This is a genomic window from Corallococcus sp. NCSPR001 (assembly GCF_017309135.1).
In the GTDB taxonomy this organism is placed as follows: domain Bacteria; phylum Myxococcota; class Myxococcia; order Myxococcales; family Myxococcaceae; genus Corallococcus.
This window is the reverse complement of the sequence record NZ_JAFIMS010000002.1, coordinates 1,741,263-1,755,825: the sequence shown is the minus strand read 5'-3', so window position 1 is coordinate 1,755,825 and position 14,563 is coordinate 1,741,263. Positions and strand designations below refer to the sequence as shown.

Sequence of the window (14,563 nt, the reverse complement as noted above, 5' to 3'; positions counted from 1 at the left end):
TGCTCCAACCGCCGCCTACGTCGCGGCGTCAGGCGCCGGCTGGAGCTCCGGGGCTTCGCTGACGGCCGCGGTGCGCGTCTTGGCGATGAGCAGGTAGATGGCCGGCACGAAGTAGAGGGTGAAGAGCGTGCCCAGCGCCATGCCCGTCACCAGCACGAGCCCGATGCTGTTGCGCGCCGCCGCGCCCGGGCCCGACACCAAGACAAGCGGGAAGTGGCCCGCGACCGTGGCCACCGTCGTCATCAGGATGGGACGGAGTCGCTCGGAGGCCGCTTCCTTCACCGCTTCGAGCTTCGACCTGCCCTCCTCCTGGAGGCGGTTGGCGAAGTCCACGATGAGGATGCCGTTCTTCGCGATGAGGCCCACCAGCGTCACCAGCCCCACCTGTGAGTAGATGTTGAGCGTGGTGGTGAAGCTGTCCGTGAAGTACGGCATCATCGGGTTCGGCATCCGCAGGAACGTGGTCACCAGCGCGCCGAAGAGCGCCAGCGGCACCGACCCTGCGAGGATGATGAGCGGATCCCGGAAGCTGTTGAACTGGGCCGCGAGCACCAGGAAGATCAACACCACCGCCAGCCCGAACGCCGGGGCGAACGAGTCCCCTTCCGTGCGCAGCTGCCGGGACTCGCCCGTGTAATCGATGCGGTAGCCCGCGGGCAGGATGCGCGCGGCCTCCGTCTCCAGGTAGGTGAGCGCCTCGTCCAGCGGACGGATGGCCACGCCGCTGAGCTTCACGGCGTTGAGCTGCTGGAAGCGGTTGAGCGACCGGGGCGCCACCTTGTCCTTGAGGGACGCGATGGACGACAAGGCCACGAGCTTGCCGTCCGGGCCGGTGACGTGGATGTCCTTGAGCTGCTCCGGCGTGAGGCGGGAGGAGCGCAGGATCTGCGGGATGACCTTGTAGCTGCGGCCGGCGATGTTGAACCGGTTGACGAAGTTGCCGCCCACGGCGGACCCCAGGTCCTGGCCCACGGTGCCCAGGTTCAACCCCAGCTGCGCGACCTTCTCGCGGTCCACCTCGAGCTCCGACTGGGGCTGGTCCAGCTTCACGTCGATGATGGGCGGGAAGGCGAACAGCCCGCTCTGCGTCGCCTTCTCCTGGAGCTGCTGCGCGAAGCCCAGCAGCTCGTCCGCCTCCGCCGTGGAGGCGATGACGAACTCCACCGGGAAGTTGCCGCCACCCGGCAGCGCGGGGGGCTGGAGGGCGAAGGTCTGGACCGCCGGAATGGTGTTCACCCGCTCCTGCGCCTCCGCCAGCACCTGCGCCGTGGTCCGCTTGCGCTCCTTGAATGGCTTCAGCACCAGGCCCCAGAAGCCGTTGCTCGGCTGGACGATCTGGAAGTTGAAGCTGGACTCCGGCATCTCCATCAGCAGCTCGCTCGTCTTGGTCACCGACGGCTTGAGCTGATCCAGGGTGGAGTTGGACGGCGTGCTCATGATGCCGATGACGAAGTCCTGGTCCTCCACGGGCGCCAGCTCCCGCGCCGACTGGTTGAACATCAAGAACGCGAGCAGGCTCAGGAAGATCCACGCCGCGTAGATGGGCCCGCGGACGAGCAGCGAGCTGTCCAGGGTGCGGGCGTACGCGGCCCGCAGGCGCTCGAAGCCGCGGTTGATGACGCCCGCGAGCCCCTTGTCCTCGTGGCCCGCCTTCAGGAGCACGGAGGACATCATCGGGGAGAGCGTCAGCGCCACCACGCCCGACAGGGTCACCGCTCCGGCCAGCGTGAGCGCGAACTCGCGGAAGAGCGAGCCCGTGAGCCCGCCCTGGAACGCGATGGGCGCGTACACCGCCGCGAGCGTGAGGGTCATGGCGATGATGGGACCCACCAGTTCGCGCGCGCTCTTGATGGCGGCGTCCACCGGGCGCAGTCCGTCACGCAGGTGGCGCTCCACGTTCTCCACCACGACGATGGCGTCGTCCACGACCAGGCCGACTGACAACACCACCGCGAGCAGGGTGAGCAGGTTCACCGTGAAGCCGAACACCTGCATCAGGAACACCGTGCCAATGAGCGACACCGGGATGGCCACCACCGGCACCAGGATGGAGCGCACGGAGCCCAGGAACAGGAAGATGACGATGACGACGATGATGAGCGTCTCGATGAGCGTGCTCACCACCTCGTCGATGGCGTTCTGGATGTAGTCCGTACCGTCGAAGGCGACGCCGCCGTGGATCTGCTCGGGCAGGTCCTTCTTGAGCGAGTCCATCTCCGTGCGGATGCGCTGCATGACGTCCAACGAGTTGGCGTTGGGCAGCGCCCAGATGCCGACGAACACGGCCGTCTTCCCGTTGAGCGTCACGTCGGTGTCGTAGTCCTCGGCGCCAAGCACCACGTCCGCGACGTCCGACAGCCGCACCACCGCGCCGCCATCCTTGCGGACGATGAGCTGCTTGAACTCCTCCACGGAACGCAGGCCCGTGTTCGCGGTGAGGTTCACCTGCACGAGCGAGCCCTTCGTCTGGCCCACGGCGGCGAGCGCGTTGTTGGCGGCGAGCGCCTGACGGACCTGGATGGGGCTGACGTTGAGCGCGGCCATCCGGTCCGGCTTCATCCACACCCGCATGGCGAACGTGCGCGCCCCAAGGATGTCCGCGCGCTGCACGCCTTCCACCGAGGACAGCCGGGGCTGCACCACGCGCACCAGGTAGTCGGACAGCTCGTTCTGCTCGAGGAAGTCGGAGGTGAAGTTGAGGTACGCGACGGCGAACTGGCTGTCCGCGGACTCGATGCCCATCACGGGCACCTGGGATTCGGGCGGAAGGTCGCCGCGCACCTGGTCGACCTTGGCGCTGATTTCGCTCAGGGCACGGTTGGCGTCGTAGTTGAGCTTGAGCCGGGCGCGGATGAGGGAGACGTTCTGCGAGCTCGTGGACTCGACGTAGTCGATGCCGTCCGCCGCGGAGATGACGCGCTCCAGCGGCGTGGTGATGAAGCCACGGACGAGCTCCGCGTTGGCGCCGACGTAGACCGTCGTGACGGTGATGTCGGCGTTCTCGCTGCGCGGGTACTGCCGCACGTTGAGCGAGCGCAGGGCCTGCAGGCCCGCGATGATGATGATGAGGTTGACGACCAGCGCCACGACCGGACGCCGGATGAAGAGGTCGGTGAATTTCATGGGTTCGCCCTCTTGCGTCCCTTAGGGGTTCACGGGCTGGGGCGCGACTTCAATGGGCGGCGCCAGCGCGTTGTTCACGACGACGGCCGCGCCGTTCTTCAGCTTGAAGACGCCGCTGCTGACCACGGTCTGCCCGGGCTTCAGGCCGGCCGTCACCGCGACGTAGTCCCCCCGGCGCTCCCCCAGCCGCACGAACTGCTGCCGCGCCAGCAGGGCCGTCTTGCCCGCTGCGTCCTTGCCTTCGGACAGGGTGAACACCGAGTCGCCGTAGGGGGCGAAGAGCACGGCGGTGGCGGGGATGGCCACCACCTGCTCGCTGGCGTCGGAGAGCACCTCCACGCTGGCGAACATGCCCGGAAGGAGCCGGCCATCCGCGTTGGGCACGGTGGCGCGCATGCGCACGTTGCGGGAGGACAGCTCCACCTCCGGGTTGATGGTGGTGAGCTCCCCCTCGAACGACTCGCCCGGGAAGACGTCCACGCGCAGGCGCACCTTCTGACCCTGCTTCACCTGGGCCAGCGCCTGCTGGGGCAGCTGGAACTCCACCAGCGCGGGGGTGGAGGACTGGAGGGACGCGATGGGGTTGCCCGGGGAGACGAGCTGTCCCAGTTCCACCTGGCGGATACCGATGCGGCCATCGAAGGGCGCGCGGAGGGTCTTCTTGGCGATGAGGGACTTCAGGTGGGCCACCGTGGCGGAGGACTGGAGCGCCCGCGCGCGGACGGCGTCCAGGTCCGACTGGGTGTTGGCGCCCTGGGCGTTGAGCTTCTCGGCGCGCTCGCGGGTCAGTCGCGCGAACTCCGCGTCCGCCTCGGCGCCGGCCAGTTGGGCCTGCTCGCTGGAGGTGTCCAGTTGCACGAGCACCTGGCCCTTCTTCACCGAAGCGCCGTTCTCGAAGCGGATGTCGGTGACGACGCCCGGTAGCTCCGCGCTCAGGGTCACACCCCGGAGCGCCAGCACGGTGCCGACAGCGCTCCGGGTGCCCTGCCAGCCGAAGGACTCCGCCTGGGTGGAGGTGACGGACTCAGGGGGCTGCACGAAGGTCTCACCGGCGTTGATCATCGAGACGATCTGGCCCGCCTTGACGGCGGCGAGCCCCGCGAAGATGGCGAGCAGGAGCAGCACGCCGATGATCCACCGCTTGAGGCGGCTGGCGCGCGGCGGTGAGGCGAGAGGCACTTCAGGAGCGGAGGCATGCATCGTGGGCACCCACGGGCTGACGGGAGCAGCCGATTCAGGGAATGCGCCGCCCTCTAGCTGAACCGAAGTGCGTTTGCGCCCTTGAAAATCTGTTCAGGTTGTGACCACTCCCTGGGTTGGTTTGAAGCGCGTTTTTTCGAGCGGCCACGTAACGAGCCTGTTACGGGCGCGCGGGCCGCCGAGACGCACAGCATCGTACGTGGGTCCAGGTGCCGCGCCTGATGACCACGCAGAGGGACAGCAAAGAGACACAGCCCGTCTCACCGAGCGCGTCATTCCCTTGTCGTCACCGTGAAACAGGTTCGCCACTCCGCCTGCTCCACGGCCAGCGCACGCCGTCCTCGAAGCAGTCCCCGGCTGATTGCATAGCTTCATGTGCAGTCGTTCAACGACACACATGAACCCATCACACCGGGGGAGGTCGCGACATGGGCAGCATCATCGAGGAAGAGGGCCTGAGGAATCCCAGCTTCTACAGTGACAGCCAGTCCGCATCAGCGGGCGGCGGTGAGCGGGTGGGCCTGAAGCAGGAGGGCACGGAGCAGGTAAAGCGCATCGGCGGCATCACCCGCCAGCGCGCCTTCTCCCAGGTGGACTCCCGCAAGGGCGTCCTGGTGGAGAGCCTCAACGGCTTCGCGAAGCAGCTCGAGTCCATCTCCGGTCAGGGGGACACACAGCTGCCCCAGCAGCTCATTGGCAGCGCCGTGGGCTTCGTGCGCAAGGCGTCCGACACCCTGGAACAGAACTCCACGGAGGAGCTGCTGCGCCAGGCGCAGACGCGGATGCGTGAGCGCCCGGGCGTGGCGCTGGCGGGGTGCGCGCTGCTCGGCTTCGTCGCCGCGCGATTCCTCAAGGCGTGAGGGGGACGGACATGGATCCCTCATCCTCACGCGCTCGCGGTCAATACATGGGGCTGGACGCGGACGACGTCCGGTCCCGCCCCCAGTCGGAAGGCTTCCGTGACACGGACTCGCTGGGCGAGCAGTCGCTCGGGACGATCGTGTCCGAGTTCCTCGAGCAGGGCCGGCACCTGCTGCGGGCGGAGTTCAGCCTCGCGCGCACGGAGATGCGCTCCGAGGCGAAGAAGGCCACGGCGGGCGGCGGAATGCTCGCGGCGGGAGGCGGGGTGCTTCTCCTGGGCGCCATGGCGCTGGTGGCCTTCCTGGTCATCGCGCTCGCGCAGGTGATGCCGCTGTGGGCCAGCGCGCTGCTGGTGACCGTGCTGCTCATCGCCGCGGGGGCGGGCATCGCCGCCGTGGGAGCGAAACGACTCAAGGCGGTCCACGCACCGCGCAAGACCATCCAGACCCTCAAGGAGGACAGCCAATGGGCGAGCACGACGATGCGCTCCGCGAAATCGCGGATGCACGGGCACGCATGAGCGTGCTGGCGGATGAGCTCGGCCGCCGCGCGAACCCCGAGCTCTTGAAGGCCCGCGCGAAGGACTTCGCGCTCGAGAAGAAGGAAGAGGTGACGGAGCACGCGAAGCAGCTCGCCGCGGAGAAGCGCGAGGAGCTGAAACAGCAGGCCCGCGAGAAGGTGCTCGACTGGAAATCACACGCCAAGGAGAAGGCGATGCGCAAGACGTATGAATGGACGGATGAGGCCACCCACACGCCACGAGGACTGGGGCTCTTGGGCGCGCTGCTGGGGGCCGGGGTCGGCTCCATGTTGATGAAGCGGGCCTTCCGCTCGCGCATCGAGGAGCGCGAGTACCGCGTCCGCGAGCGCATCCCCCTGTACGAGGCCGAGCGCGAGTACTACGGCGCCCCGGATTCAGGCAGGGTCATCCCGGTCGCTGGCTACAACACACGCGACGAGTCCACCGGGGATGAGGGCACGCACCTCAAGGACCGGGTGAGCAGCGCCGCGGACAGCGTGCGCGGCCGGGTCCATGACGCGGCTGACACCGTGCGAAGCCAGGCCTCGCACCTGCGCGAGCGCGTGCCGTCGCCCCAGGCCATCCGGGGAAGAACCTCGCAGTGGTACGACCGGGCCCTCGAGGAGCAGCCCCTGGCGCTCGCGCTCGGCGCGGTGGCCCTGGGCATGCTGACCGCGAGCCTGCTGCCGGTGACGGACAAGGAGCGTCAGCTCCTGGAGCCCGCGAAGCGCCGCGCACAGGAAGGACTGGCCCAGTTGGGAGACCAGGTGAGCCAGAAGCTGGAGGGCAGCGAAGAAGAGGACACGTCCCGCGCTGGAACCGTCTCCATGGGCGCGAGCGGCGGAATCCCGCCACTGCCGCCGCTGGAGCAGATTGCCCCGAAGATGCACTGAGCACGGGAAGCCCTTGATACACGGAGGCTCGCCGGGTCTGGGCGCTCTGCCCCGGGAGCCTCGCTGTCCCTGACTTCACCCCGCGCGCGAGTGCATTGCAGCCCCAATCCAGGGATGCTTCCGCGCGTCCGCCCCGCCCTGGGGCGGACGTCTGGGATGGGTGCCGCGTTGAGTGAAGAGATCGTCTACCGCCATGCCATCGAGGGGCTCTTCCTGCGCTCCCTGGGCACGCGCCTCACGCCGGAGCTCAAGGCCCGGCTGAGGGCCATCGGGCTGGACCTGGACGAGAAGATCCCGCACCACACGCCCCGCCACGTCTTCGCGGAGGCCCTGGGCATCACCGCGCGCCACCTGTACCCGGACGTGGACGCGAATGAAGGCTACCGGCGGCTCGGCATGGGCGTCATCAAGGGCCTGGAGCACACGCTGCTGGGCAAGGCGCTCGTGTCTCTGTGGCCCATCTTCGGGCCCGACCGGGTGCTCTCCCGCATGCAGGAGAGCTTCGCCACGGTGAACAACTACCTGAAGACCGAGCTCATCACCCACGGCCGCGCGAACCACACCATCAAGGTGAGCGAGTGCAACGGCAACCCGGGCTACCACATGGGCATCATCGAAGCCGGGCTGACCCGTGCCGGCGCGAAGAACATCCGCGTGGAGCCATTCGACTACAACGGCCACGCCTGTTCATACCGCGTGCGCTGGGATTCGTGAGCACCGGCCCCCATGGCAGACTGAGGCCATGACCCGCTCTTTTTCTTTCGCAGTCGTCGCGGCGCTGAGTCTGGTGCTGGTGTCCACGGCGTGCACGGCCCCTGACCACACTCAGGACGAGCAGGACCTCCGTCAGTTGGTGAAGGCACAGACCGAAGCCTGGAACGCCCACGACGCGACGGCATGGTCGCGGGACTTCGCGGACGACGCGGACTTCATCAACATCGTCGGCACGGTGTTCCAGGGCCGCGCGGAAATCGAGACGCGCCACGCCGCCATCTTCGCGAGCATCTTCAAGACCAGCCACGCCGAGGTCACCGTGCGCAAGATCCGCTTCCCCAGCGCGGACATCGCCGTCGTGGACACGACGCATGAGGTCACCGGCCACACGGGGCTTCCTCCCGGCGTGCAGAACACCGAGGACGGACTGCTGCGCACGCAGATGCGGTATGTGCTCAAGCGCACCCAGAAGCAGTGGCGCATCGTCTCCGGTCAGAACACCGACGTGAAGCCGGTTCCCAAGCCCGTGCCGTAGACCTCCCCGCCGTCCACCGCTCACATGGGTTTGCGAGCTCGCGGTGTCAGCGTGGCTTAGGTCCCGGAGCGCCCCATGCGGGTCCGCCAGGCGATGAAGGGCGCGGAGTGAGCCAGCGTGCGCGCGAAGGGCAGGCCGTGCGCATGCAGCCACTGGCGTGTCGCATCACGCAGCCCGGCCTGGTCGAGCAGCTCCCCCACGGTGTGCCGCGACAGGTCCTCCAGGACGGTGTGGAGTTCGGCCTTCAATCCCTCACGCACCTCGGGACGCGCGAGGTTGTGCGCGATCACCTGGGGCGCCAGGGGGTCGAGGTGCTCATGGGGCACCCGGCCCAGTGCCTCCGCTGCTTCAGCCTCTGTCTTCTCCAGGGTGGCCAGGAAGACCTGCAGGCGCCGTGCGCCCAGGGCGCGGGCGGTCTCCTCGCTCGCGAGCCGCTCCGCGATGCGCCGCTGCACCATGGCCATGGAGCCATCGATGACCTCGCGCACGCGGTCCTGCAAGCTGCCCCCCAGGCCTCCCAGGATTCCCTTGCCCGCCGAGGCCGCCGCGCGCGCGCCCCAGCTCAGCGCATCCCTCAGGCCCCCGGCGACACCTGCCCCGGGAGCCCCCGCGATGACCTTGCTCACCAGGGACGACAGGGTCTCCTGGAGCGTGGTGCGCACGGTCTCCCGCACCTGCTCGGACGCCACCAGCTCGTCGATGGCCTTGCGCGGCAGGTGCACCGGCTTTCCCAGGAGCGTCGTCAGGGACGCGGTGGCCTCGTCGGGCAACCACGCCCCCAGCTTGATGGGGCTCTTCGCCGCGCGCGCGAGCAGGCGCGTGCGCAAGGGCGCCACCAGCCGGGTGTGCCAGCCCGTCACCCGCTCGGGCGTCAGGGCGAGGTCGACCGCGGCGAGAACCCGGTCGGGGTCCACCCAATCCGAGACGCGGGACGCACAGAGCGCGTCGAAGGTCAGGTCCAACAGTTCCAGGAGCGAGGCGTCGTCGAGTTCGGACATCGGGACGGTCCTACTACGGCCGGGGCCGGAAGGGTGGAACGACGGCCTCCCATGGCGACCCGTGTACAGATAGAGTCCTCGCGTCAGCGCGCCATCCCTTCGGCCGCGGTACGCCCTCCCCCGGGACGCGGATAGAGATGCCGCAGGCCATCCTGAAGAAGCTGGCACGAACGGGCGGCTGGAAGGTCGCCGATTCCCAGCCAAACAAGGGACGACGGATGCGGCCTTCAAATACGCATCAATCAACACAGGAACCGCGAAGAGCATCACCCTTCCCAACGGGATTCAGGCGGGCATCGGGACAAGGAAAACACGCCGAATGACACACGCGCATCGCAGAGTGCTCACATCGACCGCCTCTTGCTTGCTGCTGACCTTCATGGCCTGCATACGAGCCAGCGCGCCGCTGGAGGTAACAGCAACGGACCCGTGCCGGAATGCCCCTGCCTGCGAGCAGGGCCAGGTATGCGCCCCCGCACGGTCCGCGGAGGGCAGTGAACTGACTGCCACTTGTGTCATCCCTTGCTTCCCGGACGCAGGTGTACCCGAGCTGTGCCCCGGAGGATTGCTCTGCGTGCTGTACGATGCGCACGGACCTCAGATTCCCCACTGCATTGGCCTGCCCAGGGGCATGGAAGTGGTGAATGGAGGGCGTTCATTCAGGGTGCTTCCAGACGCGGGATGGTTCCAGCAGGAGCCTGGCTTCCAGGATGGAGCAGACGCAGGGCTGTAGCCTGGCAGTAGAACGGCATGCTGTCGCCCCGGGCGAGGAAGCCTTCGACTTCCTTGCTCGGCCAACGTTTCACGGGGACCGCGACCGCCTGGGTCGCGGTACCGCCCTCAACCGGCGGTGTCACCTTCGCTTCCGGCACGGAAGGAGGTGAGCACGACGTATGGGATTGGAAAGACTTTCACGGAAGACTCCGTGCTGAGTATGGCCGCCTCATCTTCGACGCGGACCGCTGACGCTGGATGTCAGACCGCATCTGCAGAAGGTCATCCCGACGATGACCGAGAAAATCATCTTTCCTGAAGAACCAGCATTTCAGGATCAGATCAGAACACCTGGGCGTCTTCGTCAGTCCATGGGGCCCGCGCAAGGAACCGCCCTGCTCTCCGCGGAGCGGCTCTCCTTCGCCTTTCCCCAGGGGACGCCCGTGCTCCGCGATGTCTCCCTCCGCTTGAAGGGGGAACATCCGTGGGGCTGCTCGGCGCCAACGGCGCGGGCAAGACGACGCTGCTCGGCGCGCTCACCGGCACCGTGCGGGGAACGACGGGCGGCTCGGTGCGGCTCGACGTGGGGGGCTGCACGCCCGCCGCGCCATCGGGTTCGCGACGCAAGCCATCGCGCTCTATCCCGTGCTCACGGTGGAGGAGAACGTCGGGCACCTGACCCGGCTGTTGTTGGGACGCGGTGAAGCGAAGGCCGCCATCGAGCGGACCCTGGAGGAGTTCGCGCTGGGTTCCATTGCGCGCATGCGCGTGCATCACCTGTCGGGTGGGCAGCGGCGGCTCGTGCACCTGGCGGCCAGCTTCGTCCATGCGCCTCCCATCCGGTTGCTGGATGAGCCCACCGTCGCGCTCGACTTCGAGGCGCGCCAGTTGGTCGTGCGCCGGGTGCGCGCGTGGCGCGAGGAAGCCGCAGCGGTGCTCGTCACCGCGCACTACCCGGAGGACATCGAGGAACTCTCCACGGAGTTGGTGCTGCTGCGGGACGGGAAGACCCGCGACCTGGGAGAGCTGGGCACCGTGCTGTCGAACCAGACTCGCACGCTGTCGCTGCGTGGCGCGCGTCCCGACGCTTCGTGGGAGCTCACGCTCGCCACCAGCAGCCTGGAGGAGGTCCGCTCGAAGCTGGGCGAGGTCCCCTCCGATGTCCACCTGTCCGAGCTGCGCCTGTCCGGCAACCGGCTCCGCGACATCCTGCAGAGGGACCCGTCCCTGAGCGCCTTCGCCCGGGAGTCCGAGGCGCCATGAATCAAGACATCGTTTCGAGTGCCCCCTCCGCTCCCAGCGGCGTGTCGGGTTTTGTCAACGTGGTGCGCTGCTACGCGCTGACGGAGTGGCGGGTGCTCGCTCGCGAGCGCACGGCCATGGTGTTCATCTTCATCCTGCCCGCGGTGCTCTCCGCCATCCTGGGCCCCGGTGTGTCGGGGCTCGACTCGGCTCCGGGCGCCATGGGCCGGGCCACCATCGGCTTCGCGGTGATGTTCAGCTACATAGTGGTGACCTACTCCGGTCACGCGTTCTACCGGGACTTCTGGTACCACACCCACGGCAGGCAGGCGCTGATCCGCCCCTCCCGGCTCGCGTTCGCCATGGGCAAGGTGCTGCCCGCGTGCGCGATGTCGTTCGTGCAACTGCTGCTCTTCACGGGCTTCGCGGCGGTGTTCCTCGGCCTGCCGCTGAACGGTGACGTCCTCCAGGTGGCCCTCACCGGCGCGGCGCTGGTGACGAGCGGCTCCGCAGCGCACCAGGGAGCCAGAGGCAGGGGTCCGCGCCATCCGGAACGCCAGCTGTTTCAGGGCTGCCATGACGTCCTTCGCTCGGGTGTCCGTCGAAGCAAGCATGCCCTCGCGGTCTGACAACGCGCCGCGGCGGTTCTACTCCAGGCGGGACGCTCCGGGTCATCGGTGCGACCGCCAGCGCCAGGGCGTGTCAACGTTCGGAAAACCGAGGGGCAGGAATGAGCCCCCATGGGGCTGCCCGGCCCCTCCACTGCGCAACGCGGCAACGCAAGGATTTGATGCAGACAGTCAATCCCTCTTGAAAGTCTTTTCAGGTCATTGCTTGACACTTCAATACTGCCAATGAGAAGGTTTTTGGCGCGGGTTCCCCGCAAATCGAATCTGGGAGGCTATTCATGAAGATGAAGAAGCTGACTGTTCAGGCCGAGATGGCGAAGACGGCGTTCCCTTTCTACGATTGGCTCTGCGATTCTGACGGACCGATCTGGGCGTAATTCCCAGGCAGTGGAATCCGACGCCGTGCGCTCTTCCTGAGCGCACGGCGTTGTATTTGGAGCCCTTCATCGCGGGCACGTGAATGCGGTCCATCTCGTCTCCTGTGGAGTGACAATGCCCTGGCACGACTCGCTTCCCTTGCTTGAGTCCTTGCAGACTCCGTCGCTCGTTGTGGTCGAGGCAGCCCCTGGAGACGGGCGTCAGGAGCTCCTGGCGCGCTGGCTGCGCGAGGGAGGTTCGCAGGCCGCACGCACGTGGCACGTCACCGCGGATTTCAACGAGCAGGGGCCGTGGGCCGGCCTCCGCGGTGTGCTGGCGGACCTGCTGGGCGACATCGAGCAGAACGCCCCCGAGCTCTTGGAGCGGCACAGCTATGAGCTCTGCACGATCCTCCCCATGCTGCGGCACAAGATGGAGGTTCGGGGCTTCTCCCTCACGGACGTGGCCAGGGGAGATGAGAAGGTCCGGCACTATCCACCCGATCGCGCCTTTCGAGTCGTGCAGGGTGTCATCAATCTGCTCACGACGTGGCGAGCGCTCGCGCCCGCGGGCCGGTGGGTCTTCGTCTTCGATGCCTTCGAGCATGCGAGCACGCTGGGAAAGCTCTTTGTCTCAGAGCTCCTCCGTCGACGGGGGCAGTCGCTCCAGGTGACCGTGGTCCTGGCCGTGGCTCCTGGTACGGGCGAGGAGCAGATTCCGCCCCTCCAGATGCACACCGCCGAGGTTTCGCGCGTGCGGCTCGACCTGGCGCCCTCTTCCGAGGCCCCCATGAGTCCTGCCACCGCTGCGCGGCTGGCGGAAGAGCTCGAACAGCGGATGGCGAAGGACCCCGCCGAGCATGAAGCGCACCTCCCGGCGGTGCTCAAATACTGGAAGCAGTCCCAGCGAGATGACATGTGGCGCAAGAGCCTGGCGCTCGCGCTGAACCTCGCGATCCACCGGGGAACCTACGCGGACGCCATGCGGTACGGCGCCGGGGTGCTCGGGGAGCTGGACCTGCTCGCGAAGGAGGCCCCCAAGCTCTACCGCTCGGCCCTCTTCAGCCTCATGTATGGGTATATCGCCGCGGGCGAGCCAGCCCGGGCTTTGCAGATCGTGATGCGGCTGGACCCGGGAGTGGAGTCTCCGGAGACCTGTATCCGGCTGGACTACAACCTGGCGATGTTGCATTCGCGCTTTCTTCCCCAGCCCGACTACGACCGGGCGGAGCGCTACCTCCAGGACGCGCTGAAGGAGATCGAGCGCTCGTCGTTGCCCGAAGGCGAGAAGCACTTCGCCCATGTGTTCAATCGCAATGGGCTGGCCTACGTGCGAATGCGGCAGCGCAGGCCCCAGGAAGCCATTGAGTTGTGCAAGCAGGGGTTTGAACGGCTCAGCGAGCACCTCCACCCGGAGCGGCACAAGCTGCACCGCTCCGTGCTGCTCTACAACATCGCGCAGGTCTACGCGGGGCTGGACATGGTCGAGCAGGCGATCTCGCAGATCACGCTCGCCATGGAGATGGATCCCAACTACTCGGAGTACTACAACGAGCGGGGCTCCCTGTTCCTCAAGTCAGGCCGGCCAGACAAGGCGCTCGCGGATTTCCGAAAGGCCATTGACTGCAGTCCTCCCTACGCGGAGGTCTGGATCAACCTGGCGCAGTGCTATCGCGCGATGAACCGCCCGCAGCAAGCGGTGCAGGCCTTCTCCGAGGCGTTGGACCTGGCCCCCAACAACCTGCTCGCCTTGCGTGGCCGCGCCGATTGCCATGACGACCTGGGCCTCTCCGAGCAGGCCATCGCGGATTACAGCGCGGCGCTTGCGCTCTCGCCGGCCCAGCCCGGGCTCCTGGCGAATCGCGCCATCTTGCGTTACGCGTCCGGCCAGATCGCGGAGGCAGCCGCCGACCTCGACGCGGCCATCCGCCACGCGCCGCAGATGGCGGATCTCTACCGCAACCGGGCCATCGCGCTGTTCGACCTGGGGAGGGAAGAGGACGCGGTCCGCGACTGCCAGACGTATCTGCGGATGGCGCCGGAAGCGGAGGACCGTCAGGAGATCGAAGCACGTCTCCATGCCACGCAGCGCGCACGCGCCACGGGCTGATGTCTTCTGATTCCGACATGCGGCCTGGCGTCATCCGGGCGTGGCTCTGCGCGGGGCTTGCCGCGACGCTGCTCATGGCGCCTGCCTGTCAGGAGCAATCCCGGGGCACCGCGGATTCGGAACATGGGGGCGGTGAGAAGGGCCAGGTGGAGGCCCCAGCGCTGTCCGCCAGCACGAAGCCTTCGCCGGGCGCCAGCGTGGCGGAGCGGCTCAAGGCGGAGGCGCCCCTTGTCGAATCGGCCCGTCTTGTCTCCTGCCAGGGGGACAAGGTGTTGGCGCGGATGCCCGAGCCGCTGTTGACGCAGCTTCGGACCGCGCTGCCCCAGGCAGCGGTTTCGCGGACCCCGGCCCTGACGACGCCACCTTGGGAGTCCGTCCTCCTGGAGCTGAACTTCCGGGACGGGCGGGCGGTTTTCGCGCAACTGGTGCGCGAGGACGTCCTCCGCCTGCGCGAGGAGCGGTGGTGCGGAGCGGGAGTGCAAGGCGTTGAACTGCTTCTGTCGGACGGGCCCTCGCTGCTCCCGTGGTTCCAGCAGCACCTGGGACCCGTACAGTCCAAGGAGCAACAGCTTCCGCCGGGGCTTCCCCCACCTCCCTGACGCGAAGTCCGCGCGAAGCACTCGTGAGGAATACGGGTGGGCCGTTTCACGTTGCCCACGGTTTCTCCG

Annotated in this window: 12 protein-coding genes; 9 read left to right on the top strand and 3 right to left on the bottom strand. The window is 67.7% G+C overall.

All coding sequences use genetic code 11. The features are described from left to right. Window positions 1-15 precede the first annotated feature (15 nt). Together JYJ93_RS09315 and JYJ93_RS09310 are read right to left on the bottom strand one after the other, a co-directional pair. Window positions 16-3,123, bottom strand: coding sequence for an efflux RND transporter permease subunit (locus tag JYJ93_RS09315; protein WP_206788194.1), 3,108 nt, complete (start codon window positions 3,121-3,123; stop codon window positions 16-18). 21 nt (window positions 3,124-3,144) lie between these two features. Further along, window positions 3,145-4,323 carry an efflux RND transporter periplasmic adaptor subunit gene (locus JYJ93_RS09310; protein ID WP_206788185.1) on the bottom strand — a complete coding sequence of 393 codons (1,179 nt, stop codon included), beginning with the start codon at window positions 4,321-4,323 and terminating at the stop codon, window positions 3,145-3,147. Window positions 4,324-4,751: 428 nt separating this feature from the next. On the opposite strand from JYJ93_RS09310, the gene JYJ93_RS09305 reads away from it, so the two are divergent. The 5 genes from JYJ93_RS09305 to JYJ93_RS09285 all read left to right on the top strand — a co-directional run bounded on the left by JYJ93_RS09305 (window position 4,752) and on the right by JYJ93_RS09285 (window position 7,846). Then, window positions 4,752-5,183, top strand: a complete 432-nt coding sequence (locus JYJ93_RS09305) for a hypothetical protein (RefSeq protein ID WP_206788184.1) — start codon at window positions 4,752-4,754, stop codon at window positions 5,181-5,183. Window positions 5,184-5,194: 11 nt separating this feature from the next. After that, entirely contained in the window at window positions 5,195-5,704 is a 510-nt protein-coding gene (locus JYJ93_RS09300; RefSeq protein ID WP_206788182.1) for a phage holin family protein, read from the top strand. After that, window positions 5,650-6,597 (top strand): hypothetical protein, encoded by a 948-nt coding sequence (locus JYJ93_RS09295; protein WP_206788180.1) that lies wholly within the window; start codon window positions 5,650-5,652, stop codon window positions 6,595-6,597. Before JYJ93_RS09300 ends, JYJ93_RS09295 begins: the two co-directional genes overlap by 55 nt. A gap of 156 nt (window positions 6,598-6,753) precedes the next feature. Next, a complete protein-coding gene (locus tag JYJ93_RS09290) occupies window positions 6,754-7,311 on the top strand; it encodes a DUF2378 family protein (protein WP_206788178.1) in 558 nt (185 codons plus the stop codon). A gap of 28 nt (window positions 7,312-7,339) precedes the next feature. Continuing rightward, window positions 7,340-7,846 carry an SgcJ/EcaC family oxidoreductase gene (locus JYJ93_RS09285; RefSeq protein WP_206788176.1) on the top strand — a complete coding sequence of 169 codons (507 nt, stop codon included), beginning with the start codon at window positions 7,340-7,342 and terminating at the stop codon, window positions 7,844-7,846. 56 nt (window positions 7,847-7,902) lie between these two features. On the opposite strand, the gene JYJ93_RS09280 is transcribed toward JYJ93_RS09285, so the two are convergent. Beyond that, window positions 7,903-8,844, bottom strand: coding sequence for a hypothetical protein (locus JYJ93_RS09280; protein ID WP_206788168.1), 942 nt, complete (start codon window positions 8,842-8,844; stop codon window positions 7,903-7,905). A 1,194-nt stretch (window positions 8,845-10,038) separates the two neighbouring features. On the opposite strand from JYJ93_RS09280, the gene JYJ93_RS09270 reads away from it, so the two are divergent. The 4 genes from JYJ93_RS09270 to JYJ93_RS09255 all read left to right on the top strand — a co-directional run bounded on the left by JYJ93_RS09270 (window position 10,039) and on the right by JYJ93_RS09255 (window position 14,494). After that, on the top strand, window positions 10,039-10,821 hold the full coding sequence (locus JYJ93_RS09270; protein ID WP_347402712.1) for an ATP-binding cassette domain-containing protein: 783 nt from the start codon (window positions 10,039-10,041) through the stop codon (window positions 10,819-10,821). Further along, window positions 10,818-11,429 carry a hypothetical protein gene (locus tag JYJ93_RS09265; protein ID WP_206788157.1) on the top strand — a complete coding sequence of 204 codons (612 nt, stop codon included), beginning with the start codon at window positions 10,818-10,820 and terminating at the stop codon, window positions 11,427-11,429. Before JYJ93_RS09270 ends, JYJ93_RS09265 begins: the two co-directional genes overlap by 4 nt. Before the next feature lie 516 nt (window positions 11,430-11,945). Further along, complete coding sequence (locus JYJ93_RS09260; RefSeq protein WP_206788155.1) at window positions 11,946-13,895, top strand: tetratricopeptide repeat protein; 1,950 nt, start codon at window positions 11,946-11,948, stop codon at window positions 13,893-13,895. Between the two features lie 17 nt (window positions 13,896-13,912). Further along, window positions 13,913-14,494, top strand: a complete 582-nt coding sequence (locus JYJ93_RS09255) for a hypothetical protein (RefSeq protein ID WP_206788145.1) — start codon at window positions 13,913-13,915, stop codon at window positions 14,492-14,494. Window positions 14,495-14,563 lie beyond the last annotated feature (69 nt).

Bases quoted from the DNA above. Each gene is read 5' to 3' on its own strand.
- JYJ93_RS09255 (WP_206788145.1), top strand. From the start codon at position 13,913: ATGCGGCCTGGCGTCATCCGGGCGTGGCTCTGCGCGGGGCTTGCCGCG.
- JYJ93_RS09310 (WP_206788185.1), bottom strand. From the start codon at position 4,323: ATGCATGCCTCCGCTCCTGAAGTGCCTCTCGCCTCACCGCCGCGCGCC.
- JYJ93_RS09285 (WP_206788176.1), top strand. From the start codon at position 7,340: ATGACCCGCTCTTTTTCTTTCGCAGTCGTCGCGGCGCTGAGTCTGGTG.
- JYJ93_RS09265 (WP_206788157.1), top strand. From the start codon at position 10,818: ATGAATCAAGACATCGTTTCGAGTGCCCCCTCCGCTCCCAGCGGCGTG.
- JYJ93_RS09290 (WP_206788178.1), top strand. From the start codon at position 6,754: ATGGGTGCCGCGTTGAGTGAAGAGATCGTCTACCGCCATGCCATCGAG.
- JYJ93_RS09305 (WP_206788184.1), top strand. From the start codon at position 4,752: ATGGGCAGCATCATCGAGGAAGAGGGCCTGAGGAATCCCAGCTTCTAC.
- JYJ93_RS09315 (WP_206788194.1), bottom strand. From the start codon at position 3,123: ATGAAATTCACCGACCTCTTCATCCGGCGTCCGGTCGTGGCGCTGGTC.
- JYJ93_RS09280 (WP_206788168.1), bottom strand. From the start codon at position 8,844: ATGTCCGAACTCGACGACGCCTCGCTCCTGGAACTGTTGGACCTGACC.
- JYJ93_RS09300 (WP_206788182.1), top strand. From the start codon at position 5,195: ATGGATCCCTCATCCTCACGCGCTCGCGGTCAATACATGGGGCTGGAC.
- JYJ93_RS09295 (WP_206788180.1), top strand. From the start codon at position 5,650: ATGGGCGAGCACGACGATGCGCTCCGCGAAATCGCGGATGCACGGGCA.